This window comes from Serratia sp. LACPHL-BACT-2024-00286 (genome assembly GCF_043109535.1).
Lineage (GTDB): Bacteria > Pseudomonadota > Gammaproteobacteria > Enterobacterales > Enterobacteriaceae > Serratia > Serratia sarumanii.
The window spans coordinates 63,949-90,149 of record NZ_JBICNA010000007.1; the positions used below are offsets into that span (position 1 = coordinate 63,949).

Genomic DNA, 26,201 nt, shown 5'->3' on the forward strand with positions numbered 1-26,201 from the left:
GTAACAATTGCGCCATTCGTCACAGCGACACCAGGCGTATTTGACGACAATGGCGCTCGTTATGGAACACAAAAACACCACATTCGATATCCGCTCAATCATCAAATGAACGTAAAAGGTCATATTGATGTGATAACAGATAAAGCCATCGGAGGCGCTCATGTTGAGTATTTTTAAGCCGGCCGCACACATCGCCCGTGTGCCGAGCGATAAGGTAGACCCGCTCTACCGTAAGCTGCGCTGGCAAATTTTCCTGGGGATCTTCTTCGGTTACGCCGCTTACTATCTGGTGCGTAAGAACTTCACCCTGGCCATGCCTTACCTGATCGAACAAGGCTTCAGCCGCGGTGACCTCGGCTTCGCGCTGTCGGGCATTTCCATCGCCTACGGCTTCTCCAAATTCATCATGGGTTCGGTCTCCGACCGTTCCAACCCGCGAGTGTTCCTGCCTGCCGGCCTGATCCTGGCGGCGGCGGTGATGTTGTTCATGGGCTTCGTGCCGTGGGCCACCTCCAGCATCGCCATCATGTTCGTCCTGCTGTTCCTGTGCGGCTGGTTCCAGGGCATGGGTTGGCCGCCGTGCGGCCGCACCATGGTGCACTGGTGGTCGCAGAAAGAACGCGGCGGCATCGTCTCCATCTGGAACTGCGCCCACAACGTGGGTGGCGGCCTGCCGCCGCTGCTGTTCCTGCTGGGCATGGCCTGGTTCAACGACTGGCACGCTGCGCTGTACATGCCGGCCTTCGGCGCCATCCTGGTGGCCCTGATCGCCTTCGGCCTGATGCGCGACACCCCGCAATCCTGCGGCCTGCCGCCGATTGAAGAGTACAAAAACGACTATCCGGACGACTACAGCGAAAAAGACGAAGAAGAGCTGACCGCCAAGCAGATCTTCATGCAGTACATCCTGCCGAACAAGCTGCTGTGGTACATCGCGGTCGCCAACGTGTTCGTCTATCTGCTGCGTTACGGCATTCTGGACTGGTCGCCGACCTACCTGAAAGAAGTGAAGCACTTCGCGCTGGACAAGTCTTCCTGGGCCTACTTCCTGTATGAATACGCCGGTATCCCGGGCACCCTGCTGTGCGGCTGGATGTCGGACAAAGTGTTCAAAGGCAACCGCGGCGCCACCGGCGTGTTCTTCATGACGCTGGTGACCATCGCCACCGTGGTGTTCTGGATGAACCCGCCGGGCAACCCGACCGTGGACATGATCTGTATGCTGGTCATCGGCTTCCTGATCTACGGCCCGGTGATGCTGATCGGCCTGCACGCGCTGGAGCTGGCGCCGAAGAAAGCCGCCGGCACCGCCGCGGGCTTCACCGGCCTGTTCGGCTACCTGGGCGGCTCGGTCGCGGCCAGCGCCATCGTCGGCTACACCGTAGACTTCTTCGGTTGGGACGGCGGCTTCATGGTGATGATCGGCGGCGGCGTGCTGGCGGTTATCCTGCTGCTGCTGACCATGCTGAACGAAAAGAAACACCACGCGGAAATCGCTGCCGGCAAACGCGGCTAACCGTCACACGACTTTTGCATGATTTAAAGGCCGCCCTGCGGCCTTTTTACTACCCTGCCCCCAACAACACGGAGAAAACGGAATGCGGACTCAAGTCAAAGCCCTGCTGACAGGGATCATTCTCGCTACCTCAATGGTCAGCGCCGCGCAGGCGGCGGACAAAGTGGTGATCGCCCACCGCGGCGCCAGCGGCTACCTGCCGGAACACACCCTGCCGGCGAAGGCGATGGCCTACGCGCAGGGCGCCGATTACCTCGAACAAGATCTGGTGATGACCAAAGACAACGAGCTGGTGGTGCTGCACGACCATTACCTCGATCGCGTCACCGACGTTGCCGAACGCTTCCCGGACCGCGCGCGCAAGGACGGCCGTTATTACGCCATCGACTTTACGCTGGCGGAGATCAAATCGCTGAAGTTCACCGAAGGCTTTGAAATCGAAAACGGCAAGAAGGTGCAGGGCTACCCTGGCCGCTTCCCGATGGGCAAATCCGACTTCCGCGTACACACCTTCCAGGAAGAGATCGAGTTCGTGCAGGGTCTGAACCATTCGACCGGCAAGAACATCGGCATCTACCCTGAAATCAAGGCGCCGTGGTTCCACAAACAGGAAGGCAAGGACATCTCCAGCAAAGTGCTGGCGGTGCTCAAGCAATACGGCTACACCGGCAAAAACGACAACGTCTACCTGCAGTGCTTCGACGCCAACGAGCTCAAACGCATCAAGAACGAGCTGGAGCCGAAGCTGGGCATGGATCTGAAGCTGGTGCAGCTGATCGCCTATAACGACTGGCAGGAAACCTACGAGCAGAAAGCCGACGGCAAGTGGGTAGAATACGACTACGACTGGATGTTCAAGCCGGGCGCGATGCAGAAAATCGCTCAGTATGCCGACGGCATCGGGCCGGACTACCACATGCTGGTGGTGGCGGATAAATCCAAGCCGGGCCACATCGTGCTGACCGACATGGTGAAAGAAGCGCACGCCAGCAAGCTGGCGGTACATCCGTTCACCATCCGCGCCGATGCGCTGCCGAAGTACGTGACCGACGTGAACCAGCTGTATGACGTGATTTACAACCAGGCCGGCGTCGACGGCGTGTTCACCGACTTCCCGGACAAGGGCGTGCAGTTCCTGCAGAAGCAGGGCCAGCACAAGTAATGCCAAGGGCGCCGCAAGGCGCCCTTGTTATTTCCGAGAAACGCCCGGGTTATTTCAGAGGAACATCTTGCGCAGGTAGTGCGGCACCGCGTTATCGACGTTGGAGCCGATCACTTCCAGCTCCGGCAACATATCCTTCAAGCGCTGATGCGCGTCGCGCATGATGCAGCCCTTGCCGGCCATCGACAGCATCTCCAGATCGTTCATGCCGTCGCCGAAGGCGATGCACTCTTGCAGCGTATAGCCGATGATCTTGGCCACTTCTTCCAGCGCATGCCCTTTCGACACGCCGCCCGCCATCACTTCCAGGCAGGTCGGGAACGAGAAGCTGACGTTGACCCGATCGCCCCAGCGCGCGTTGATGGCGTCTTCCACCTGCAGCAGCCGCTCGTGATCTTCACAGGTGAAGTAAACCTTGCAGACGCCGTCGGTTTCCAGCAGGCCCGGTTCGAACAGCTGATATTTGAACACCGACTCCTGGAAGAATTCTTCCTGCTCCGGGCTTTCGCGGTTGGTAAACCAATCGTCGTTGCGGTAGACGTTGGTGGTGATCTCCGGATCGTCGTGCAGCATGCCGTACAGATCGCGGGCGATATCCTCGTCCAGGTTATGACTGAAAATCAGCTCGCCGGCGGTGTTGTGCACCCGCGCGCCGTTGGAGGTGATCATAAAGGCGCTGATCTCCAGGCTGTCGCGGATCTGCGCCACGTCGATATGGTGGCGGCCGGTGGCGAATACGAAATGCACGCCGCGCTGGGTCAGCAACTTCAGCGTTTCTTTGGCGTACGGCGACAGGGTATGGTCGGGAGACAGCAGCGTGCCATCTAAATCGGAAGCGACGACGTGATACATAGCGTTATGTTCTAACCTCTGATGGAGTTGTCGGCGGCAGCGCGCCGCCTAAGTGTTGAGCAAAGAAGCGCAGGATTGCGTTCAGTGCTTCGGCGCGCATCGCGTCCCGCTCGAACAGGATCTCATGGCGTGCGCCGTTGATAACCCACGGAAGCCGCCCTTCGCAAGGGCGCCCCGCGTCTGACAGAGCCTGACAAAAAGCCTGGTGCGAACGGTTGTCGACGACTCGTTCTTCACCGGCTTGCAAAAGCAACAGCGGCGTTGTGATCGCCCCGGCCCGAGCGATAATCTGCCGGCCGGCGCGGATGCTCTCCCGCACCCAATGGTAGGTCGGCCCGCCCACCTGCAGCTCGGGGTAATCGGCGTAATAGCGCAGGCTGCGCCGGTAGCGTTCGCGGCTGTGGGTCAACACGTTGACCACATACGGCAGCGGCCGCCACTGGCCGGTGCCCACCGCGTAATAGTCGCGGATCGCCGGGCGGCTCTCCGCCCAGTCGAGAATGCGGTCGGCCAGCCAATCCGGCATCGGCAACTGGATGCCGAACATCGGCGCGCAAAACGCCGCCGCGTCGAACGCCTGCGGCCGGCGCTGCAGGAACTGCGCCAGGATCGCGCCGCCCATCGAATGCGCCAGCGCGAAGCGCTGCCGATAACCGCGCGATTCGACCTCGCGCTGCCAAAGCTGCTCGAAATCGTCCACGTAGTCGGCGAAGTTTACCACATGACCGCGGTGCGTATCCGCCAGTAAACGGCCGGAGCGCCCCTGGCCGCGATGATCGACGATCACCACGTCGTAACCGCAGTGGAACAGATCGTAGGCCACCTCGGGGTATTTCACGTAGCTTTCGATGCGGCCGGGGCTGACCACCACCACCCGCTGATGCCGCGCGGAACTGAAACGCACAAAGCGGATCGGCACGCCGTCCACGCCGCTGAACTCGCCCTCTTCCCGCAGCCGCCAGAAGTCCAACAGAGGCCCGGTGGCGAAGGCAGCGAACTGCGTTTCACGCGTTAACCAGTCATCGGAGCTGAGAGTGAACGAGGTCATCGAGAGCGTTTTCCCTGTGGGGCCGGCGGAAAATGTGACCGCTGGCACAAGAAATCATACTAGCGTATTGTGATTCAATTCTTACAAAAAACAGCGCCGCCTCGGCGCATTGTGGCACAAAACGACACTTTCAGGGAGCCGAAGAACCATGACCTTGGACTGGTGGTTAACCTATCTGCTGACCACGCTTATCCTCAGCCTGTCCCCCGGCTCAGGCGCCATCAACACCATGAGCACCGGCATCAGCCACGGCTATCGCGGCGCCGCCGCGTCGATCGCCGGGCTACAGGTCGGGCTGAGCGCGCACATCGTGCTGGTAGGCATCGGCCTCGGTGCGCTGATATCGCAATCGCTGCTGGCGTTCGAGCTGCTGAAATGGCTGGGCGCCGCCTACCTGGTGTGGCTCGGCATCCAGCAATGGCGCGCCGCCGGGGCGCTGGATCTGCATGCGCTGGCGGGCAGCATGCCGCGCCGCCGTCTGTTCCGCCGCGCGGTGCTGGTCAACCTGACCAACCCGAAAAGCATCGTGTTCCTCGCCGCTCTGTTCCCGCAGTTCATTTTGCCCAATCAGCCGCAGGCCGAGCAGTATCTGGTGCTCGGCGTCACCACCGTGGTGGTGGATATTCTGGTGATGATCGGTTACGCCACCCTGGCGACGCGCATCGCCGGCTGGCTGAGAACGCCGCGCCAAATGCAGCTGCTCAACCGAGTATTCGGTTCGCTGTTCATTCTGGTGGCGGGGCTGCTGGCGACCGCCCGCAAGGCCTGAAAAAAAGGCCGGGCATCGCTGCTCGGCCTTGGGCATGTCACTGCCGATCAGCGGGTAAAGATCAGGTGTAACCCGAAGCCGGTGAACAGCACCCCCGCCACCCCGTCGATCCACTTGGCCAACCGCTGGTAGCCGCGGCGCATCGCCGGCAGCGCGAACACCACCGCCACCAGGCTGAACCAGACGAAGGTCTCGGCGACGATCAGCAGGAACAGCCCCCAGCGCGCCCCGGCGCCGACGCTGTCGCCGACGAACAGCGAGAACACGCTGCCGAAATAGATCACCGCCTTCGGGTTGGACAGATTGGTCAGGAAGCCGCGAATAAAGCTGCGCCCGGCCTTCGGCAACGCCACCTGGGCCTCCGCCGCCGGCTGCGCTTGCTGCGCCCGCGCGGAACGCAGCAGTTGCCACCCCATCCAGCACAGGTAAATGCCGCCGCCGACCATGATTATCTGATGCAGCCAGGCCATCTTCTGCAGGATCAGATGCAGCCCCATCAACGCCACGCCGGCCCATACCACGATGCCGAGAGAAATGCCGACCACGCCCATCATCGCCTCGCGGCGCGAGCGGCTGGCAGCGGTTTGCGACACGAAAAAGAAGTCCGGCCCCGGGCTCATCAGCGCAATCAGATGCACCAGCGCCACGGTGAGAAACAGCATCAGCATGATTTATCGCCCTCAGTCTTCGTCATTGTCGAGATGGTCGCGGATCATCGCCATAAAGGGCGCGCCGAAACGCTCCAGTTTGCGCTGGCCGACGCCGTTGACGCTCAGCAGATCGCCGGCCTTGATCGGCATCTGCTCGGCCATTTCCAGCAGCGTGGCGTCGTTGAACACCACATACGGCGGAATGTTCTCTTCATCGGCGATCGATTTGCGCAGTTTTCGCAGCTTGGCGAACAGCTTGCGATCGTAATTGCCGCCGTAGGATTTTTGGTTGGCGCTGCCGCGCGACTTCAGGCTCTGGATACGCGGCACCGCCAGCTGCAGCGCCACTTCGCCGCGCAACACCGGACGCGCCGCCTCGGTCAATTGCAGCGCCGAGTGCATGGCGATGTTCTGGGTGATAAAGCCCAGGTGGATCAGTTGGCGCAGCACGCTGGTCCAGTGTTCGGTGGTCTGATCGCGGCCGATGCCGTACACCGGCAGTTTATCGTGGCCGTATTCGCGAATGCGCTGGTTGTTGGAGCCGCGCAGCACTTCCACGATGTACCCCAGGCCGAAACGCTGGCCGACGCGGTACACGCAGGACAGCGCCTTGCGCGCATCCTCCAGCCCATCGTAGCGCTTGGGCGGATCGAGGCAGATATCGCAGTTGCCGCAGTTCTCGTGCTTGCCTTCGCCGAAGTAGTTGAGCAGCACCAAGCGACGGCAGGTTTGCGCCTCGGCGAACGCGCCCATGGCGTTCAGCTTGTGGCGCTCGATGTCCAACTGCTGCCCGGCGGGTTTTTCCTCCAGACAGCGGCGCAGCCAGGCCATGTCGGCCGGATCGTACAGCAGGATGGCTTCGGCCGGCAGACCGTCGCGCCCGGCGCGGCCGGTCTCCTGATAATAGGATTCGATATTGCGCGGGATGTCGAAATGCACCACGAAGCGCACGTTGGGTTTGTTGATGCCCATGCCGAAGGCGACGGTGGCCACTACCACCTGCAGATCGTCGCGCTGGAACGCTTCCTGCACCTGCGCGCGGCGATCGTTGTCCAGCCCGGCGTGGTAGGCGCCGACGCTCAGCCCGCGGCTCTGCAGACGCGCGGCGGTGTCTTCCACCTTGGCGCGGCTGTTGCAATAGATAATGCCGCTCTTGCCGCGCTGATCCTGCACGAAGCGCCACAGCTGATCGAGCGGCTTGAATTTTTCCACCAGCGTGTAGCGGATGTTCGGCCGGTCAAAGCTGCTAACCTGTACCAGCGGATCCTGCAACGACAGCAGGCGCACGATATCGCCGCGGGTGGACTCGTCGGCGGTGGCGGTCAGCGCGATCACCGGCATCGACGGGAAGCGCTGTTTCAGCTGACCCAGCGCGCGATATTCCGGCCGGAAGTCATGGCCCCACTGCGAAATACAGTGCGCCTCATCCACCGCCAGCATCGCCGGCGGGCAGTGGTCGAGCAGGTTGAGGAAGCTTTCCATCATCAGCCGTTCCGGCGCGATGTACAGCATCTTAATGGTGCCGTTGCGGCAGCCGGCCATGACGTCCAGCTGCTCCTCGCGGGTTTGCGTCGAGTTGTAGCAGGCGGCGGAAACGCCGTAGGCCAACAGTTGGTCGACCTGGTCCTTCATCAGCGAGATCAGCGGGGAAACCACCAGGGTCAGGCCGTCCATCACCAGCGCCGGGATTTGGTAACACAGCGACTTGCCGCCGCCGGTCGGCATCACCACCAGGCAATCCTGCCCGCCGATCGCGGCGTTGATAATCGTTTGTTGGCCCGGACGGAATTGCTGGTAGCCGAAGGTATCGCGCAATACCTGCTCGGCCAGCAACTCTCTGTTAATCACTGCTGCGGTTGACACACACTTCCCCATTTTTTCATCGGTACACACCCACCGGGTATGATTACATAATATCGTTCAGCATGACACCAACGCCCACCCGTGTCTGCCGGAAGTTATAGTCGATCAGCGATTCGCCGTAGCCGCTGAACACCTGGGTATAGAAACGCACGTTGCGGGTGATCGGATAGCTCCAGCCCAGTTCCGCGCCGCCGTAGCCGCTGTTCCAATTGTAGTGGCTGTCGACGCTGAACACGCTGTCGCCCCAGGCGTAACCGACCTTCAGCCGGTAGTATCCCATGTATTTGGTGATGTCCGGGTTGTCGTCGTTGCTCGAGCTCTCCGAGAAACGGAACCAGGGCTTGAGATCCACCTGCCAGTTGCCGTTTTGCGCCATCAGCCGCGCATAGCCGCGATTCCAGCTGCGCGACGTCGGGTCCGAGCGGCCGTTGGATTGATGGTTAACGCCGATTTCAACATCGCGCAGCGTCCAACCGGCAAAGCGGTAATCGGTCGCCCACCCCACGAACAGCTGCGGCTCGTAGTTGGTCTCGCGGAACGGCGAAGACTCGCCGCGGTTGGACAATTGCCACCAGGAGCGCTGAGTATAAGACGCGCCGAGCACCGAGTTGTCGCCGGCAATGCCCCGCCACAGCGGAAACGCCAGGCTAAGCTGGTATTTCACCTCGTCCTTGCGCGCCTTGTCGGCCCAGTTGTATGTCTTGATGGCCTCTTGGTTGATATCGCTGGTGTCGGTGTACAGCAGGTAATTGGGATCGTAAGGGTACAGCGTGAACGGATTATCGTGCTCCTGCAGCAGGTTGGCGATAATGCTGCCGCGCACCGCCGGCTTATCGTGAATCTGCTGCTCTTTGGCTTCCTCAGCCAATGCCAGCGCCGGCATCAGCAGCGTGGCGGAAACGATCCCTGACAAAATGCGCATAACCTCTCCTCACTCCAACGAAAAAGGGCAATCCCGGAAAAAATCAGGCCATTTTACACACAAAGGAGGCTTTACCGCAGCGCAGGCCGGTTTTATTGGAATAGTCTGGAAAGCAACAAAGGTTAAGCATAAAATCAACATTCCATTAACCTGGACTGACCAGTTAGCTCCCTTAAAACGCAAAAGAAAAACGGAAACCCGCTATGTCGACCACACCACTGACCCTGGAAGCCGCCCGCCGCAAGATCGGCGAAATCTTTGTCTACCACATGCCGTTCAACCGCGAGCTTGGCCTGGAGCTACGCCGCTTCGATGATGATTACGTCGAGCTGAGCTTCACCAACCAGCGCAAGCTGGTGGGCAACGCCGCACAGGAAATTCTGCACGGCGGCGTGATCGCCGCGGTGCTCGACGTCGCCGCCGGGCTGGCCTGCGCCGGCGGGGTGCTGACGCGCATGGAGCCGCTGATCGAAGAAGAGATCGCCGCCAAACTGTCGCGCATGGGCACCATCGATCTGCGCGTCGACTACCTGCGCCCCGGCCGCGGCGAACACTTCGTCGCCTCCGCCAGCGTGCTGCGCAGCGGCAATAAGGTCGCCGTCGCGCGCGTAGAACTGCATAACCACGACGGCCTGCATATCGCGACCGCGACCGCCACCTATCTGGTCGGCTGATGATTGTGTGCGGTGGGCGTCTTCAGTACACTCACCGCATCTTACGTTCCCCACCGAGTGACGTCATGGACGCAAAGCAAACGCGTCAGGGCATTTTCTTCGCCCTGGCCGCCTATTTTATGTGGGGCATCGCCCCGGCCTATTTCAAACTGATTCAGCAAGTATCCGCGGACGAGATCCTCACCCACCGGATCATCTGGTCGTTTTTCTTCATGCTGGCGCTGATCACGCTGGGCCGCAACTGGCCGAAAGTGCGCGCCGCCTGCCAAAATCGCAAACGGCTGCTGCTGCTGGCGGTCACCGCGCTGTTGATCGGCGGCAACTGGCTGCTGTTCATCTGGGCGGTGAACAACCACCATATGCTGGAAGCCAGCCTGGGCTACTTCATCAACCCGCTGGTTAACGTGCTGTTGGGGATGCTGTTTCTCGGCGAGCGCTTTCGCCGCATGCAGTGGGTGGCGGTGGCGCTGGCGTTCACCGGGGTGCTGGTGCAGCTCTGGCAGTTCGGTTCGTTGCCGATCATCGGACTAGGGCTGGCGTTCAGCTTCGCCTTCTACGGCCTGCTGCGCAAGAAAATCGCCATCGACGCCCAGACCGGCATGCTGATCGAAACGCTGTGGCTGCTGCCGGTGGCGGCGGCCTATCTGTTCCTGTTCGCCGACAGCCCCACCAGCCACCTGAGCGCCAACCCGTGGTCGCTGAACCTGCTGCTGGTCGCCGCCGGCATCGTCACCACCGTGCCGCTGCTGTGCTTCACCGCGGCGGCCACCCGGCTGCGCCTGTCGACGCTCGGTTTCTTCCAGTATCTCGGCCCGACGCTGATGTTCCTGCTGGCGATCACCTTCTACGGCGAAACCGTCGGCCAGGACAAACTGGTGACCTTCGGCTTTATCTGGGCGGCGCTGATCCTGTTCACCCTCGACGCGCTCTACACCCAACGCAAGCTGCGCTGAGCCCGTCGCCGCCGGGTTACAGCCAGTTCTTGCGCTTGAAGTACAGGTAAGGGGCCAGACCGGCCAGGATCATCAAGGTGATGGCGCCCGGGTAGCCGAACGACCATTTCAGCTCCGGCATGAATTCGAAGTTCATGCCGTAGCTGGAGGCCACCAGCGTCGGCGGCAGGAACACCACCGACACCACCGAGAAGATCTTGATGATGCGGTTCTGTTCGATGTTGATGAAGCCCATCGCCGCCTGCATCAGGAAGTTCACCTTCTGGAACAGCGATTCGTTGTGCGGCAGCAGGGATTCGATGTCGCGCAGCACTTCACGCGCCTGCTCCAGCTGGCCGGTCGGCAAACGCGCCTTGCGCACCAGGAAGTTGAGCGCGCGCTGGGTATCCATCAGACACAAACGCACCTTCCAGCCGATATCTTCCAGCTCCGCCAGCGTCGACAGCGCGGCGTCGTATTCATCGCCCTGATGCCCTTCCATGATCACCCGGCTGAGCTGTTCCAGATCGCTGTAGATGTTCTCTATCTCGTCCGCCAGCTGTTCAATCTTGGTTTCGAACAGATCCAGCAGCAGTTCGTAGGCGTTGCCTTCGAGCATGGTCTGGTTGCGGGCGCGCATGCGGTACAGGCGAAACGCCGGCAGTTCACGCTCGCGCAGGGTATACAGGCGGCCGTCGCGGATGGTGAACGCCACCGTGGAGTTGCCGGCGTGATCTTCCGCATCTTCAAAGTAGAAGAAGGAGTGGATATGCAGACCGTCTTCATCTTCGAAGAAACGGGCGGAGGCTTCGATGTCGTCCAGTTCGGGACGCGTCGCCAGGCTTTGTCCCAGCTCATTCTGCACGCGCTCACGCTCGCCCTCTTCCGGCTCGACCAGATCAACCCACAGCGATGACGTGAGATCATCCGAGTCGTCCAGCTCCAGACGGGACAAGCGGCGGTTATCTAATTTAAAAGCGCTCAGCATGTGCCAAAACTCCGTGAAGGTAACGGGTGCGGACAACGCGTTGAAGCACAGAAACAGAGGGGATGCGTATCACCGATTTGTTTCAGACCATGAAGAGATCTGACTCATAGCGACGCTTTGCGGGGTCGCCGACAACCACGAAGGCTATCAGCAAAAACGGAGAGCCTTAGAAGTTATACCTGCGGCGCAGGTCAGTGAGCCAGTATCTACTGGGTGTGTCCAAGGCGTCTGTCCTCAATGATAATAGTGCGCGCATGTTACGCCGAGAAGAAAAAGCCTGTCAACACGTTAGGCGGGATAATTGCGCAACAAATCATCACGATGTTCAATGGCAAAAATGGCGCCTAAACCGTACTGAAAAAGTCGCGGCGATCGCTTACCGCCACCAAGAATGTTGCTAAGATGACATCACCCTAATGGTACGACAAGCATGCGGATTTAAACGATGAAACAGATTACCGCCCATGAACTGACCGCGATGAGCGAACAGGCCGCCAGCGTGCCCCGCCTGCGCGCGCACCGCACCTTACACGAAGAGTTGAGCGACCCGGTGCAACGCCTGGCGATCGCCATGGAACCCGGCACCTATATCCGCCCGCACCGTCACCCGCAAACCTGGGAACTGCTGACGCCGCTGCGCGGCCGTTTTGTCGTGCTGCAGTTCAACGATGACGGCGTCGTGACGCAGCGCACCCTGCTCGGCGAAGAAACCAAAGTGCTGGAGATGCCGGCATTTACCTGGCATGCGGTGTTGTCGGTCGATGCCGGCGGCGTGGTGTTCGAAGTAAAGCAGGGCCCGTATCAGGCGTTGACCGAAGAGGACTGCATGCCGTGGGCACCGCAGGAAGGCGGTGAAGGCACCGAAGCGGTGATGCGCTGGTATGCCACCGCGCAGGTCGGCGATCGCTACCCTCACTGATCCTGAACGATTGCAGGGGCTGCCCCCTGCAACGCGCCCCTCTCTTTTATACCGTTTCCAGGCGAGCGTAGGCCGCCACCAGCCACTTGATGCCCTCGCCCGGGAAGGCGATCTGCAGCCGGCTGTGCTCGCCGCTGCCCTCCAGATTGACGATGGTGCCTTCGCCAAACTTGGGATGGCGCACGCGCTGGCCCAGCTTGTAGCCGGTATCGTTCTCGCTGATCGGCGTGCCCATGCGGCGGTGATTGACCGGGCGCGATACGCTGGCGCGCAGGCGCACTTCTTCCACGCACTCTTCCGGCAGTTCGCCGATAAAGCGCGACGGCCGGTGGTAAACCTCTTTGCCATACAGACGGCGCGTTTCGGCATAGGTCAGCGTCAGCTTCTGCATGGCGCGCGTTACGCCCACATAGGCCAGGCGGCGCTCCTCCTCCAGACGGCCGCCTTCATCCAGCGACATCTGGCTCGGGAACATGCCCTCTTCCATCCCGACGATAAACACCAGCGGGAACTCCAGCCCCTTGGCCGAGTGCAGGGTCATCAGCTGCACCGCGTCCTGATAGGCGTCGGCCTGGCCTTCGCCCGCTTCCAGCGCCGCATGCGACAGGAACGCCTGCAGCGGCATCAGATCCTGATCTTCGTCCTGATAGCTGAACTGGCGCGTCGCCGTCACCAATTCCTCAAGGTTTTCGATGCGCGCCTGCCCCTTTTCGCCTTTCTCCTGCTCATACATGATGAACAGCCCGGAATCGCGGATCACCCGGTCGGTCTGCACGTGCAGCGGCATGTCGGCGGTTTCGTGCGCCAGCGACTCCACCAGTTCGATAAAGCGCTGCAGCGCCGACGCAGCGCGGCCGGCCAACACCTTGTCCTGCATCAGCTCACGCGTCGCCTGCCACAGCGTCAGCTGGCGATCGCGCGCCGCCTGGCGCACCACGTCGAGGGTGCGATCGCCGATGCCGCGCGTCGGGGTGTTGACCACGCGCTCGAAGGCTGCGTCGTCGTTGCGGTTGGAAATGAGGCGCAGGTAGGCCAGCGCATCCTTGATTTCCTGGCGTTCGAAGAAGCGCTGGCCGCCGTAGATGCGGTACGGCATCGCCGTCTGCAGCAGCGCCTCTTCCAGCACGCGCGACTGGGCGTTGCTGCGGTACAGGATGGCGCAGTCGTTCAGCGCGCCGCCGTTGTCCTGCCAGGTCTTGATGCGGTTGACCACGAAGCGCGCTTCGTCGAGTTCGTTGAAGGCGCAGTAGATGGAGATCGGTTCGCCTTCGCCGCCTTCGGTCCACAGGTTTTTGCCCATGCGCCCGTCGTTGTTGGCGATCAGGGTGTTGGCCGCTTTCAGGATGTTGCTGGTGGAACGGTAGTTCTGCTCCAGGCGGATGGTTTCCGCGCCGGGGAAATCTTTCAGGAAGCGCTGGATGTTTTCCACCTGCGCGCCGCGCCAGCCGTAGATCGACTGGTCATCGTCGCCGACGATCATCACGTTGCTGTTGCCGCCCGCCAGCAGGCGGATCCAGGCGTACTGGATACTGTTGGTATCCTGGAATTCGTCCACCAGCACGTTGGTGAAACGTTCGCGGTAGTGGTTGAGGATATGCGGCTTGTTCAGCCACAGCTCGTGCGCGCGCAGCAGCAGCTCGGCGAAATCCACCAGCCCCGCGCGATCGCAGGCTTCCTGATAGGCCTGGTAGATGCGCAGCCAGGTGGCTTCTACCGGGTTGTTGTAGGTCTCGACGTGCTGCGGGCGCAGGCCCTCGTCTTTCTTGCCGTTGATGTACCACATCGCCTGACGCGGCGGCCACTGCTTCTCGTCGACGTTCAGCGCCTTGATGATGCGCTTGAGCAGCCGCAGCTGGTCGTCGCTGTCGAGGATCTGGAAATCCTGCGGCAGGTTGGCTTCCAGGTGGTGGGCGCGCAACAGACGATGCGCCAGGCCGTGGAAGGTGCCGATCCACATGCCGCCCTGGCTGGTGCCGATCAGATGTTCGATACGGTGGCGCATTTCCGCCGCCGCCTTGTTGGTGAAGGTCACCGCCATGATCGAATACGGCGAGCAGTTTTCCACCGACAGCAGCCAGGCGATGCGATGCACCAGCACCCGCGTCTTGCCGCTGCCCGCTCCGGCCAGAACCAACAGGTTGCTGCGCGGCGCCGCCACGGCTTCACGTTGTTTTTCATTCAGGCTGTCGAGCAGATCGGAGACGTCCATAGGCACCACTAATGGTTAAGGGAAAACCCGCCGCTGACGGGTTTTTCACTGGAAATTTATACAGAGTTCTGGCAGGGATTATAACAATGCTGTCAGCGATGCCAACTGCGAAATCTCAATATGCGGCAGCAGGCGGCTGTCGGCGGCCTGCATCAGGCAGCGTTGCCGATCGTTGATCCAACAGGCCTGCAGCCCCGCGCGCAGCGCGCCGGCGACGTCGGTGGTCAGATCGTCGCCCACGTGCAGGATCTGCTCGGGCGCCACGCCCAGCCGCTCGACGGCCAGGTGATACATGTCCTGATACGGCTTGGCGCGCCCGTCCGGCCCGGAGCGCAACACGAACCGGAAGTAGCCGTCCAGGCCACACTGCGCCGGATCGGCGTTGCCGTTGGTGATCGCCACCAGCGGGTAGCGCGCGGCCAGCGCCTTCAGCGTGGCGTGGGTCGCTTGCGGCACCTCGATGCGGCTGCGCCACAGCGCGAAGTTTTGCATGGCCGCATCGGCCCCGATCGCCGCGTCGGCATCGCGCAGCCCCTGCCGGCTCAGCGCCAGATGAATGGCGCGCCAGCGCCACTGGGTGACGTCGTGGTAGATCTCCGGATCCTGCTCGCGCAGCTCCTGGCGCAGGCGGTGGAAATCCGCCGACTGGAAGCTGTTCAGACCGGGGTGGTAGCTCTGCAGGAAGGCCACCGACTGTTGTTCGGTTTGCCGGATCACCGGGCGATTGTCATACAGCGTGTCGTCCAGATCGAAAGTCAGCGCCGCCAGCGGGCGCAGCGGGCGATAAAAATGCATCAGGATTTCCCCCGTTTGGCGCGCGGATGCGCGGCATCGTACACGTTCGCCAGATGTTGAAAGTCGAGGTGGGTATAAATTTGCGTGGTGGTCAGGTTGGCGTGGCCGAGCAGCTCCTGCACCGCGCGCAGATCGCCGCTGGACTCCAGCATGTGAGTGGCGAAGGAATGGCGCAGCTTGTGCGGGTGAATATGGCTGTTGACGCCCTGTTTCACGCCCCATTCGGCGAAGCGCTTTTGCACGTTGCGCGTCGAGATGCGCCGCCCCTGATTGGACAGGAACATCGCGTCATCGTCCGGTCCGAACAGATCGCGCATCGCCAGCCAGTGTTCCAGCCAGGTGACGGCGGTGCGCCCGATCGGCAATTTGCGCTCTTTACTGCCTTTCCCCATCACCCACACCTCGCCGGCCGCCATATCGACATGGCGGCAATCCAGCCCCACCAGTTCGGAGAGGCGCAGACCGGCGCCGTACATCACCTCCAGCATGGCGCGATCGCGCACCGCCAGCGGATCGTTGAGATCGATCTCCAGCAGCTGGTTCATTTCATCGACGTCGATGTTTTTCGGCAGATGGCGGCCGCTGCGCGGCGTGCGGATGCCTTTGGCGGGGTTGGCGTGCAATACGCCCTGGCTGACCAGCCAGTCGAGGAAACTGCGCAATGAAGAAAGCCGCAGCGCCAGGCTGGCGGACTGCAGGCCGGCGCGTTTGCTGCGCGCCGCCAGCATGCGCACCCGGGCGGCGTCCAGCGCCGCCCAGTCGGTGACGCCGATCTCCTGCGCCAGGCGCATCAGCGCCGCCAGCTGGCGCGAATAGCTAAGCTGCGTCAGCGGGCTGAGTTGCCGTTCTACCTTGAGATAACGCAGAAAAGCGTCCACCGGCTGCTGCAGGCTGGGCGCAATCGGCGTCATGCGCGTTCGACCCAGCGTTCCAGCAGCGCCGGCAGCATGCGCGCCAGTTGATTGAGCATCACCGTGCCCATGCCCTGCTGATAGTGTTGCGTATCGCGGCTGCTGAAGATCACCATGCCCAGTTCGCCGTCGTCGCCCAGCATCGACAGCGCCACCGAGCCAATCTGGCCAATCTGTTTGGCCTGCGGCAACAGCAGCAGCAGTTCGGGGCCGTTCAGGCCGCCGAGGTAATGTTGTTCGCTGCCCAGCCGCTGAATGCGAAACGGCTCGAACGCCGAACGCGTCAGCGCCAGATGGGTGAAATCGGAAGGCGCGCCGATCTTCCAGCGCTCGGCGAACAGGCGCACCGTGGCGCCGGCCAAACCAAAACCGCGCGCCCAGCGCTGCAGCCGGTTGAGCATGTCCTGCAGGCTGTCGGCGGTGGCCAGATCGGCCTGCAGGTGCAACAACCGGGCGAACAGCCCTTCGTTGGCGCTGGCCTGCTCCATCAGCAGCGTGATCTCTTCTTCCAGCCGCTCGATGTGATTGCGCTGGCGGGCCAGATGCCATTCCACCAGCGAAACGGTGCCGCGCACCGGGTGCGGCACGCGCATCTGCTCAACCTGGCGCGCGTTGCGAATAAAGAAATCCGGGTTCTGCAGCAGGTACTGCATCACGGTGTCGTCATCCAGCGCCAGGCCGGCGACGCTCTGTTCTTCTACGCTTTTCATAGATGAATAAATCCGTCATAGACATGGGTTGCCGGGCCGGTCATAAACAGCGGGTTGCCCGGCCCTTTCCAGCGAATATGCAGGCTGCCGCCCGGCAGTTCTACATGCACCTCTTCTGACAGCAATTCCTGTTGGATCCCCACCGCCACCGCCGCACAGGCGCCGCTGCCGCAGGCCTGCGTTTCGCCGGCGCCGCGCTCGTAAACGCGCAGCTTGATATGATCGCGGCTGACCACCTGCATAAAACCGATGTTGGCCCGTTCCGGGAAGCGCTCATGCCCTTCCAGCACCGGCCCGAGCAGCTCCACCTTGGCGGTTTTTACATCGTCCACCTGCAAAACACAATGCGGGTTGCCCATCGACACCACGCCGCACAGCACGGTGTGTTCCGCCGCGCGCATGATGTAGGTCTTTTCCGCCTTGGCGGCGCGGAACGGCACCGCCTGCGGATCGAAATTAGGCTCGCCCATGTTGACGCACACCAGATCGTCGTCGGTGACGCTGAGCACCATGCGCCCGGTTTGGGTGCTGACGCGGATGTCGCGTTTGTTGGTCAGCCCTTTCAGCCGCACAAAGCGCGCGAAGCAGCGCGCGCCGTTGCCGCACTGCGCCACTTCGCTGCCGTCGGCGTTGAAAATTCGGTAGTGAAAATCCAGCTCGGGATCGTAAGGCGGTTCTACCACCAGCATCTGGTCAAAGCCGACGCCCAGGTGCCGATCGGCCAGCCGGCGGATCAGCTCAGGTGAAAAATAGACATTCTGTGTAACGGCATCGACCACCATAAAGTCGTTGCCCAGACCGTGCATTTTGGAGAACTGCATATCATACTCCGCTATCTGGACGCGCTATCCGTCTTGATTTTACGGCGGCGCTCGCCACCGCAAACAGGGTGTTACTGGTCGACCATCGACGGTTTTTGCTGAGAGCCAGACTGCTCCTGCTGGTTCTTTTGCACCTGATCGCCCGTTTGCACCGGCGGCTTGGCCGGTTTTTGGCTGGCGGGGTCGGCAGGCGGGAAGTAAAGCGGGCCTTTCAGACCACAGCCGGCGAGGCCGGTAACCAGAACGGCCATCAGCGCATAGCGTAGTTGTTTTTTCATTTGCATTAATGCCTGTAATTCATGCGTCCAAGGTCTCTATAATCGCAGGTGGATCATGAAAAGCAATAGGAATTGAATATGAACGACAGCGAGTTTCACCAGTTGGCCGACCAGCTGATGCTGAATATTGAAGAGACACTGGACGATTTTGACGGCGATGCGGATATCGATTACGAAACCAATGGCGGCGTAATGACGCTGAGCTTCGAAAACGGCACCAAAATCGTCATCAACCGCCAAGAGCCGCTGCACCAGGTGTGGCTCGCCACCAAGGCCGGCGGTTACCACTTCAACTACCGCGACGGCGTTTGGCTATGCGATCGCAGCGGGCAGCCGTTTTACCAGCTGCTCAGCGAAGCGGCCAGCGCGCAGGCCGGCGAGGAATTGCGTTTTTCCTGAGGCTAAGCAGGGCTCGGCAACCGAGCCCTTGCGGCGTCAATGCAGCTGGAACTGCTGTTTCAGCGGCTGCGCGGCGCCATCGGCCACCGTCACGCACAGGCTGGACAGCACGTTGCTGCGGAACGGGATCACCTGCGTGCGCCCGTCGAGCTGCACGATCTGATAGAACTGCGGCAGATTGAAGTTGATGAAGCTGGAGCCGTAGGTGAAGCGATCGTGCGAGGATGAATAGAAGCGGCTGACGTCGCGCACCAGCTCCTCTTTACTGCCCTCGCAGTGGTGGTACACCTCCACCCGATTCGACTCGTCCAGAATATAGATATTGAAGCCCTTGTCGTCTGAGGTGTCTTCGAAGAAGAACTGGATGATCCCCTCGCTGGCGAAGCCGTCCACCACCGGCGGCAAATGCACCTGATCGGTTTCCACCTTGATAGACAGGCCGTGCAGCTTGTTGTTGGAGATGGCGCCGTAAAACTCCACCGCGTTCTCCAGCTTTTGCACCGATACGCTCAGGCGCTCGAAGAACAGCCCCCAGGTCTGCCCGGCGACGCGCACCGCCTTGAAGCGGCCGGGCTCCAGGCGGGTGCTGGACAGGCGCAGCTCGATGCACTCCGACACCAGCTGCTGGATACGGGTGCGGATCAGGCCGCGCAGGTGCTGGCTGTAGCAGAACACTTCCACCGACTCCGGCGGCGCGGCGTCCTGGTGCATTTTGCCGAGAATGGTTTTCAGCGCTTCCAGCACCGACTGCTCGCCGCTGAAATGCAGGGTGCGCACTTCATTCCAGGAGTTGCGGTACAGCAGATCGATGCTGCCTACCAGGCACTGCTGCTGCTGGCCGAAGCTGAACACGTCCAGCTTGCGGAAATCGAAATGCACCACCTGATTGCGGAAGGCGGCGGTCGGATCGTTTTCCAGATTGACGATGATCGCCAGATGGCGAATTTCGCACGGGCTGTACAGCGCTTTCGGCGTCGGCGCCGGCAGGCGCAGCGGGAAGTGATGAGAAACGTCGGCCACCAGCTCCTGCAACTTGGCGGTGTCGCACAGGTTGCCGCTCTTGATGTGCAGGCGGGTCTGCGGCGTCAGCAGGCCGTTGAAATAGGCCCAGGCCACCAGCTTGTTCAGGTAGCGGTTATATTCCAGCGGCTGATGGCTGACAATAGAATCCATGGCCGGCGCCTGATTATACAGGTACCAGCCGGTGCGGTTGGCGCGGCCAACCGGCACGTGAATAAAGGTTAAGTCGTTTTCCGACAGGTCCGGCGAAATCTGCGGGTTCACCAGCGTCACCTTGCCGGGCAGCGCTTCGAACGCCGCGTACAGTTTGCGGGTCAGCACGCCGATATCCTGCGGGCTGGCGCTGACGCTGAGGTTGTTGCGGCGGGCGAAACGGATCAGGTTGCGGTAGCTCTGCATCATCGCGTCGAGCAGCTCGTTATGCGCTTCGCGCACCCGTTCGATTTTCCAGTTGGCGCGGTTGTCCAGCATCGCCAGACGCTCTTCGCTCCAGCCCCATTCGCTGACCAGCTGGCTGAGGATCTCGCGCCGCCAGCCGACGCAGGCCTTGGCCAGCGACAGCTTTTCACACACTTTCAGGTAGAAACAGCGGCGGGCCAGATCGAGGCGGGTGGTGTCGTTGATGTCGGTCAGGTAGCGGGTGACGCGCTCGAGCATCATGCAGTAGGCGTCGAGCCCGAAGCTGACGATCTCGCCCTGATGCAGGCGATGTTTGATGTCCGTCGCCAGCAATTGGGTATTGGGGTATTCCCAGGAATAGGCTTCCAGCAGCAGGGTCTTCAGCACCGCCTTGTAAGGCGAATCGATGCTCTTGTACAGCTGCCACAGGCTGGCGCCGAAGTACTCTTCCGCCGACAGCGAACTCAGGCCGCCGAGATCCAGCCACTCGTTCGGCGTCAGCGCGCCCTGCGCGTACAGCGACAGCACGTATTCATCGTAGTGCGCTTCTTCTTCGCCCGGCACCATGTTCCACAGGATGCGCTTGCCGGCCAGGCGCACCGCGGTGCGGTAGAATTCGTCGAGCAACAGGATATGCTGCGTCGAGCCGCAGTCTTCGCCGCCCAGGCTGCCGCTTTCATTATGGCGGAAGCGGTTTTCGTCGATCAGGAAGAAGCTGACTTCCACCCCCATCGAGGCGGCCCACTTCTCAAGCAGGCTGCATTTTTGCTGCAGGCGGGTGCGTTCTTCGTTGTCCAGCCAGGACTGGTGGCAGACCCAGATGTCGAGATCCGAGCTGCAGCTTTGGCCGATAGACGAGGTGCTGCCCATCGAATAGACGCCGGTGATCGGCAGCTCGCCGCTGGCCGGTTTGTCAAACGGGCTGCCCCATTTGTCTTCTAAATCGTTCAGGTAATCTTGTTGAGTTTCATCAGGCGTGTAGAGGCAAATGCCGTGGGGAACGTTACCGTTCAGGTAACCCGGCATCAGCGGGTGATGGTGGTGCAGTAAGGTGGGCAGCAGACTGTATACCCGTTGAAACGCGGGCTTCATAGCCGCCAGGGCGCGATCGACGCGTAGCTGATTGATCGCATCCAGTCTCTGCTTCAATGTCTCGATGTAGAGGTACAAGACGTCTCGCCTGATTATCCCGGTGTTTAGAAAAAAACCCGTATTCCATAAGCGCCGTTAGTGTAAGAAGAATATTTGGCGACTTATTGCTGGAAACGTGATCAATTTAACACCTTGCTGATTGACCGTAAAGGAGGTAACGCTTCACAATTATTGTAGCGCTTCCCTAAACGATTTACCCGCAGTGTTAACTGCCCCAAAGCACATCACACGTCCCTTTGATTCCGTTGTCCTTTTTCCGCCTCCGGCTTCTTGCACTGACAGTATTGGCTCTCAGTGGTAGGATGGATGGCGAAATATAAAAACGGTAACAAGCATGTTAGACAAAATTATTCGAATTGCCACCCGACAAAGCCCGCTTGCACTCTGGCAAGCACATTATGTGCAGCAACGTCTGATGGCCTGCCATCCCGGCCTGCTGGTCGAGTTGGTGCCGATGGTGACGCGCGGCGACGTTATTCTGGATACGCCGCTGGCGAAAGTCGGCGGTAAAGGCCTGTTTGTTAAAGAACTCGAGCTGGCGCTGCTGGAAGGCCGCGCCGACATCGCCGTGCACTCGATGAAAGACGTGCCGGTCGATTTCCCCGCCGGCCTCGGTTTGACCACCATTTGCGAACGCGAAGATCCGCGCGACGCTTTTGTTTCCAACCGTTTCGCCTCGCTCGATCAACTGCCGCAGGGCAGCGTGGTCGGCACTTCCAGCCTGCGCCGCCAGTGCCAGCTGCGTGAACGCCGCCCGGATCTGATCGTGCGCGACCTGCGCGGCAACGTCGGCACTCGCCTGGCCAAGCTGGACAACGGCGACTACGACGCGATTATTCTGGCGGTGGCCGGCCTGAAACGCCTGGGGCTGGAGCAACGCATCCGCAGCCCGCTGAGCGCCGAAGAGTGCCTGCCGGCGGTCGGCCAGGGTGCGGTCGGCATTGAATGCCGTCTCGACGACAGCGTCACCCGCGCGCTGCTGGCGCCGCTGAACCATGCGGCCACCGAAACCCGCGTGCGCGCCGAACGGGCGATGAACACCCGTCTGGAAGGCGGCTGCCAGGTGCCGATCGGCAGCTATGCCGAACTGGATGGCGACAGCCTGTGGCTGCGCGCCTTGGTCGGCGCGCCGGACGGCAGCCAGATGGTGCGCGGCGAGCGCCGCGGCCCGGCCGCCGAGGCCGAACGGATGGGCGTTGAGCTGGCGGAAGAGCTGCTGGCGCGCGGCGCGCGCGAGATCCTGCGCGAAGTTTATCAGGGAAATCCGCCGGCATGACGATCCTGGTAACCCGCCCATCGCCTTCGGGAGAGCAGTTAGTGAGCCGGTTGCGCGCACTCGGCCGGGTTGCCTATCATGCACCGCTGATCGACTTCGCCCCCGGCGGCGATCTGCCGCAGCTGCCGCAGGCGTTGCAGCAGTTGAACGCCGGCGATCTGGTATTCGTGCTGTCGCAGCATTCGGTGAACTATGCCGATTCGGTCATCGGCCGCGCCGGGCTGAGCTGGCCCGCGCACCTGACTTATTACGCCATCGGCCGCACCACCGGGCTGGCGCTGCACCGCATCAGCAGTTTGCCGGTGGAATACCCGCGCGAACGCGAGATCAGCGAAACGCTGCTGCTGCTGCCGGCGCTGCAAAAGCTGGCGGGCAAACGCGCGCTGATTTTGCGCGGCAACGGCGGCCGCGAGTTGCTGGGCACGACGCTGAGCGAGCGCGGCGCCGACGTCAGCTATTATGAATGCTATCAACGCAGCCCGGTGCACTACGACGGCAGCGAGCAGAGCGCCCACTGGCAGCGCGCCGGTGTGGATACGCTGGTGGTGACCAGCGGTGAAATGTTACAACAGCTCTATACTTTAGTTCCTGATTACTATCGTTCTTCATGGCTGCTGCGTTGCCGCCTGGTAGTAGTGAGCGAACGCCTGGCTACCCTCGCCCGGGATTTGGGCTGGCGTACGATTCGGGTAGCTGACAACGCCGATAATGACGCGCTGATCCGCGCGCTACAATAATCTGACTATGGGATGTGCCACTATGACGGAACAAAATACCCCATCCGCTCCGGTTGAAGAGCCAACCATCGCGGTTGAGAGCTCCCAGCAGCCAGCCGCTGCCAGCCGCAAAGGCAAGAACACCGGCCCGGTGCTCGGCGCGATCGCTATCGTGCTGGTCATCGCCCTCGGCGCGGGCGGCTATTACCACACGCACCAGCAGGCGCAACAGCTGATCGCCGCCAATCAGGCGCTGCAGCAGCAGCTTGAAGGCGTGAAGCAGAGCCAGCAGCAGGAAAGAAATGCGCTGGAAGGCCTGTTGCAGCAGCAGGGTAAAACCCTGGACGCCGCCGATCGCGAGCAGGCTAACCTCGCGCGCCAACTGAGCGAGCTGCAGGAAAAAGTGGCGACCATCTCCGGCAGCGACGCCAAAACCTGGCTGCTGGCGCAGGCCGATTTCCTGGTGAAAATGGCCGGCCGCAAGCTGTGGAGCGATCAGGACGTGACCAGCGCCGCCGCGCTGCTGAAAAGCGCCGACGCCAGCCTGGCGGACATGAACGATCCTAGCCTGCTCGACGTGCGCCGCGCCATTACCGAAGACATCGGCACGCTTGCTACGCTGACCCAGGTCGATTACGACGGCATCATCCTCAAGGTCAATCAGCTGTCCAATCAGGTGGATAACCTGCGCTTGGCGGACAACGACACCGACGAAGCGCCGATGGATCAAAACAGCAGCGAGCTCTCCGGTTCGATCGCCGAGTGGCGGCAGAACCTGGCCAAGAGCTGGCGCAATTTCATGGCCGACTTCATTACCATCCGCCGCCGCGACGCCAGCGCCGAACCGCTGCTGGCGCCGAACCAGGACATCTACCTGCGCGAAAACATCCGCTCGCGCCTGCTGGTGGCCGCGCAGGCCATCCCGCGCCACCAGAACGAGACCTACAAGCAATCGCTGGAAACCGTCTCCACCTGGGTGCGCGCCTATTTCGACACCACCGATCCGGCGACTAAAGCCTTCCTGGAAGAGCTGGACAGCCTGAGCCAACAGTCGATCTCGATGGACGTGCCGGATCAGCTGAAAAGCCAGCCGCTGCTGGAAAAAGTGATGCAGACCCGGGTGCGCAACCTGATGACCCAGTCCCCTGCCGCTCACCAGGAGGGTTAAGCCATGTTACGCGTGCTATTTCTGTTCCTGGTGGTGATCGCCAGCGTGGTGCTCGGGCCGATGTTGGCCGGGCATCAAGGCTATGTGCTGATCCAGACCGACAACTACAATATCGAAACCAGCGTCACCGGCCTGGCGATCATGCTGGTGCTGCTGTTCGTGGTGCTGCTGGCGATCGAGTGGATCCTGCGCCGTCTCTTCCGCACCGGCGCCCGCACGCGCGGTTGGTTTATCGGCCGCAAGCGCACTCGCGCGCGCCAGCAAACCAAGGCCGCGCTGATCAAGCTGGCGGAAGGCGACTACAAGCAGGTCGAGAAGCTGATGACGCGCAACGCCGATCACGCCGAACAGCCGGTGGTGAACTACCTGCTGGCCGCCGAGGCCGCACAGCAACGCGGCGATGATTTCCGCACCAACCAATATCTGGAGCGCGCTGCCGAAGCGGCCGACACCGATCAGCTGCCGGTGGATATCACCCGGGTTCGCATCCAGCTGGCGCAGGGCGAGAACCATGCCGCGCGCCACGGCGTCGATCGCCTGCTGAACCAGGCGCCGCGTCATCCGGAAGTATTGCGCCTGGCGGAACAAGCCTATCTGCGCACCGGCGCCTATGCGTCGCTGCTGGAAGTGCTGCCGTCGATGCGTAAAATCGAACTCCACAGCGAAGAGCAACTGCAGGCATTGCAGCAGCAGGCTTATATCGGGCTGATGAATCAGGCGATGGCGGACGAAGGCAGCGAAGGCCTGAAGCGCTGGTGGAAAGATCAGAGCCGCAAGACGCGTCACGAAGTGCCGCTGCAAATCGCGATGGTGGAACACCTGATCGAATGCAACGACCACGAACTGGCGCAGGAGATCGTGCTCGACAGCCTGAAGCGCCAATACGACGAGCGCCTGGTGCTGCTGCTGCCGCGGCTGAAGTCCGGCAACCCCGAGCAGTTGGAGAAAGCGCTGCGCCAGCAGATGAAGCAGCACGGCGCGACGCCGCTGCTGAACAGCACGCTGGGGCAGCTGCTGATGAAACACGGCGAGTGGCAGCAGGCGGCCGACGTCTTCCGCGAAGCGCTGAAACAGCGCCCGGATGCCTACGACTACGCCTGGTTGGCCGATACGCTGGAAAAACTGCATCGTTCGGATGAAGCGGCGCAGATGCGGCGCGAAGGACTGATGTTGACGCTGAAACAGAACGGCGGCGAATAGCGCCCTGCACGATTGAAGAACAGCGCGGCTCTTGATGCCGCGCTTTTTTTTGCCAGTTAACATCCTGAGGCGCAAAAAAAAACACTTGCCGCAGGGCAAGTGTATAAAGAAGCAATCAGGTCTAGGACAACAGGGGCGGTGCCTCACTCAACGTTTTGCCCTGAGCGTGATGACAGGTTAGTCATCGTTCTCGTGGGCGATAGGCACCCTAAATCGGCTCTGCGTCATTCCCAGGGTTTATGAGGCCTAAGGCGAACATAAGAGGTGGAATGAGCATCTACGCTATAGATATTGCACTTGGCGTGCCAACTTTAAGGCCAAGGCCATTCCCAATAAAAAACGGGTCTCAATGCATTGAAATATATTAATTTTTAATTTAACCCTGTCTTTCCTGTTATATGCCACTCTCTGGCATTCCATGCCAGCAGCCGTAATAAGAATGTCGCCTCAAAACGACGACTTAAGCCAAAGCCCATTTTATCTTTTTAAATCAATCAATTATTTGTCTCAACCTGACGACAGCGCTGGATGGCTCTGTCGCTGAAAACCAACACGCTTGCCGACAGAGACAAAGTGCCCATCCTTAGATACGCAAAAAGCCCGCGCATTGCTGCACGGGCCTACCTTCGTCTCGCTTCGCGAGGTTCGAACCTCCTGCGGAGGTACTCATCCTCATAAACTGCAGACGAAAAAAAACCTGCTTTAAAAAGCAGGTTTTTCGAATGTGGTCGGCGAGAGAGGATTCGAACCTCCGACCCACTGGTCCCAAACCAGTTGCGCTACCAAGCTGCGCTACTCGCCGATTTATATTGCTCATACTACCCGATTTATCAGACCATTGTCCATATAAAT

24 protein-coding genes and 1 tRNA gene are annotated in these 26,201 nt (G+C 61.1%); 11 read left to right on the top strand and 14 right to left on the bottom strand.

What is annotated here, in order from left to right; all coding sequences use genetic code 11:
• Positions 1-160 precede the first annotated feature (160 nt).
• The gene (glpT, locus tag ACF8MC_RS20045; RefSeq protein ID WP_033636663.1) at positions 161-1,516 is read left to right on the top strand and encodes a glycerol-3-phosphate transporter; all 1,356 of its coding nucleotides are present in this window, start codon (positions 161-163) and stop codon (positions 1,514-1,516) included.
• Positions 1,517-1,598: 82 nt separating this feature from the next.
• The gene (glpQ, locus tag ACF8MC_RS20050; RefSeq protein WP_033649644.1) at positions 1,599-2,678 is read left to right on the top strand and encodes a glycerophosphodiester phosphodiesterase; all 1,080 of its coding nucleotides are present in this window, start codon (positions 1,599-1,601) and stop codon (positions 2,676-2,678) included.
• Positions 2,679-2,732: 54 nt separating this feature from the next.
• Here the strand turns inward: glpQ and yigL are convergent, their stop codons facing one another.
• Together yigL and pldB are read right to left on the bottom strand one after the other, a co-directional pair.
• Positions 2,733-3,530 carry a sugar/pyridoxal phosphate phosphatase YigL gene (gene yigL, locus ACF8MC_RS20055; RefSeq protein WP_033636660.1) on the bottom strand — a complete coding sequence of 266 codons (798 nt, stop codon included), beginning with the start codon at positions 3,528-3,530 and terminating at the stop codon, positions 2,733-2,735.
• 4 nt (positions 3,531-3,534) lie between these two features.
• On the bottom strand, positions 3,535-4,578 hold the full coding sequence (pldB, locus tag ACF8MC_RS20060) for a lysophospholipase L2 (RefSeq protein WP_060423412.1): 1,044 nt from the start codon (positions 4,576-4,578) through the stop codon (positions 3,535-3,537).
• Positions 4,579-4,726: 148 nt separating this feature from the next.
• On the opposite strand from pldB, the gene rhtB reads away from it, so the two are divergent.
• Positions 4,727-5,347, top strand: coding sequence for a homoserine/homoserine lactone efflux protein (rhtB, locus tag ACF8MC_RS20065; RefSeq protein ID WP_025304879.1), 621 nt, complete (start codon positions 4,727-4,729; stop codon positions 5,345-5,347).
• A gap of 47 nt (positions 5,348-5,394) precedes the next feature.
• Here rhtB and rhtC read toward each other — a convergent pair whose 3' ends face one another.
• From rhtC to pldA, 3 genes are read right to left on the bottom strand one after another with little or no spacing between them, the layout of a single operon-like run.
• Entirely contained in the window at positions 5,395-6,015 is a 621-nt protein-coding gene (gene rhtC / locus ACF8MC_RS20070) for a threonine export protein RhtC (RefSeq protein ID WP_016929486.1), read from the bottom strand.
• Positions 6,016-6,027: 12 nt separating this feature from the next.
• Positions 6,028-7,860, bottom strand: a complete 1,833-nt coding sequence (gene recQ / locus ACF8MC_RS20075; RefSeq protein ID WP_033636658.1) for an ATP-dependent DNA helicase RecQ — start codon at positions 7,858-7,860, stop codon at positions 6,028-6,030.
• Between the two features lie 43 nt (positions 7,861-7,903).
• Positions 7,904-8,782 carry a phospholipase A gene (gene pldA / locus ACF8MC_RS20080; protein WP_033636657.1) on the bottom strand — a complete coding sequence of 293 codons (879 nt, stop codon included), beginning with the start codon at positions 8,780-8,782 and terminating at the stop codon, positions 7,904-7,906.
• A gap of 203 nt (positions 8,783-8,985) precedes the next feature.
• Between pldA and ACF8MC_RS20085 the strand changes: the two genes are divergently transcribed.
• On the top strand, positions 8,986-9,456 hold the full coding sequence (locus ACF8MC_RS20085) for a thioesterase family protein (RefSeq protein ID WP_033636656.1): 471 nt from the start codon (positions 8,986-8,988) through the stop codon (positions 9,454-9,456).
• Positions 9,457-9,521: 65 nt separating this feature from the next.
• Entirely contained in the window at positions 9,522-10,409 is an 888-nt protein-coding gene (gene rarD / locus ACF8MC_RS20090) for an EamA family transporter RarD (protein ID WP_033636655.1), read from the top strand.
• A 16-nt stretch (positions 10,410-10,425) separates the two neighbouring features.
• On the opposite strand, the gene corA is transcribed toward rarD, so the two are convergent.
• Entirely contained in the window at positions 10,426-11,376 is a 951-nt protein-coding gene (corA, locus tag ACF8MC_RS20095; RefSeq protein ID WP_004934262.1) for a magnesium/cobalt transporter CorA, read from the bottom strand.
• A 445-nt stretch (positions 11,377-11,821) separates the two neighbouring features.
• On the opposite strand from corA, the gene ACF8MC_RS20100 reads away from it, so the two are divergent.
• A complete protein-coding gene (locus ACF8MC_RS20100; protein WP_033636654.1) occupies positions 11,822-12,295 on the top strand; it encodes a WbuC family cupin fold metalloprotein in 474 nt (157 codons plus the stop codon).
• Between the two features lie 46 nt (positions 12,296-12,341).
• On the opposite strand, the gene uvrD is transcribed toward ACF8MC_RS20100, so the two are convergent.
• From uvrD to ACF8MC_RS20130, 6 genes are all read right to left on the bottom strand, one after another.
• Positions 12,342-14,504 carry a DNA helicase II gene (uvrD, locus tag ACF8MC_RS20105; RefSeq protein ID WP_033649640.1) on the bottom strand — a complete coding sequence of 721 codons (2,163 nt, stop codon included), beginning with the start codon at positions 14,502-14,504 and terminating at the stop codon, positions 12,342-12,344.
• 78 nt (positions 14,505-14,582) lie between these two features.
• Positions 14,583-15,299: a 5-amino-6-(5-phospho-D-ribitylamino)uracil phosphatase YigB gene (yigB, locus tag ACF8MC_RS20110; protein ID WP_164105549.1), complete on the bottom strand. Its 717-nt coding sequence runs from the start codon at positions 15,297-15,299 to the stop codon at positions 14,583-14,585.
• Positions 15,299-16,210: a tyrosine recombinase XerC gene (xerC, locus tag ACF8MC_RS20115; protein ID WP_060429084.1), complete on the bottom strand. Its 912-nt coding sequence runs from the start codon at positions 16,208-16,210 to the stop codon at positions 15,299-15,301. Before xerC ends, yigB begins: the two co-directional genes overlap by 1 nt.
• Positions 16,207-16,920: a DUF484 domain-containing protein gene (locus tag ACF8MC_RS20120; protein ID WP_033636652.1), complete on the bottom strand. Its 714-nt coding sequence runs from the start codon at positions 16,918-16,920 to the stop codon at positions 16,207-16,209. Before ACF8MC_RS20120 ends, xerC begins: the two co-directional genes overlap by 4 nt.
• Positions 16,917-17,741, bottom strand: coding sequence for a diaminopimelate epimerase (gene dapF / locus ACF8MC_RS20125; RefSeq protein ID WP_004934244.1), 825 nt, complete (start codon positions 17,739-17,741; stop codon positions 16,917-16,919). Before dapF ends, ACF8MC_RS20120 begins: the two co-directional genes overlap by 4 nt.
• A 71-nt stretch (positions 17,742-17,812) precedes the next feature.
• A complete protein-coding gene (locus tag ACF8MC_RS20130) occupies positions 17,813-18,019 on the bottom strand; it encodes a lipoprotein (RefSeq protein ID WP_004934241.1) in 207 nt (68 codons plus the stop codon).
• A gap of 78 nt (positions 18,020-18,097) precedes the next feature.
• Here ACF8MC_RS20130 and cyaY point away from each other — a divergent pair, with 78 nt between their 5' ends.
• Positions 18,098-18,418, top strand: coding sequence for an iron donor protein CyaY (gene cyaY / locus ACF8MC_RS20135; RefSeq protein WP_015376263.1), 321 nt, complete (start codon positions 18,098-18,100; stop codon positions 18,416-18,418).
• Positions 18,419-18,454: 36 nt separating this feature from the next.
• Here cyaY and ACF8MC_RS20140 read toward each other — a convergent pair whose 3' ends face one another.
• On the bottom strand, positions 18,455-21,007 hold the full coding sequence (locus ACF8MC_RS20140; RefSeq protein WP_019452546.1) for a class I adenylate cyclase: 2,553 nt from the start codon (positions 21,005-21,007) through the stop codon (positions 18,455-18,457).
• 316 nt (positions 21,008-21,323) lie between these two features.
• Here ACF8MC_RS20140 and hemC point away from each other — a divergent pair, with 316 nt between their 5' ends.
• The 4 genes from hemC to hemY are packed head-to-tail and all read left to right on the top strand — an operon-like array spanning position 21,324 to position 25,349.
• Entirely contained in the window at positions 21,324-22,265 is a 942-nt protein-coding gene (gene hemC / locus ACF8MC_RS20145) for a hydroxymethylbilane synthase (protein ID WP_164105547.1), read from the top strand.
• On the top strand, positions 22,262-23,002 hold the full coding sequence (hemD, locus tag ACF8MC_RS20150; protein ID WP_033636649.1) for a uroporphyrinogen-III synthase: 741 nt from the start codon (positions 22,262-22,264) through the stop codon (positions 23,000-23,002). Before hemC ends, hemD begins: the two co-directional genes overlap by 4 nt.
• Before the next feature lie 22 nt (positions 23,003-23,024).
• Positions 23,025-24,149 (top strand): uroporphyrinogen-III C-methyltransferase, encoded by a 1,125-nt coding sequence (hemX, locus tag ACF8MC_RS20155; RefSeq protein ID WP_164105545.1) that lies wholly within the window; start codon positions 23,025-23,027, stop codon positions 24,147-24,149.
• A gap of 3 nt (positions 24,150-24,152) precedes the next feature.
• Entirely contained in the window at positions 24,153-25,349 is a 1,197-nt protein-coding gene (gene hemY / locus ACF8MC_RS20160) for a protoheme IX biogenesis protein HemY (protein ID WP_033649634.1), read from the top strand.
• A 725-nt stretch (positions 25,350-26,074) separates the two neighbouring features.
• Here hemY and ACF8MC_RS20165 read toward each other — a convergent pair.
• Positions 26,075-26,151 (bottom strand) — tRNA-Pro (locus ACF8MC_RS20165).
• Positions 26,152-26,201 lie beyond the last annotated feature (50 nt).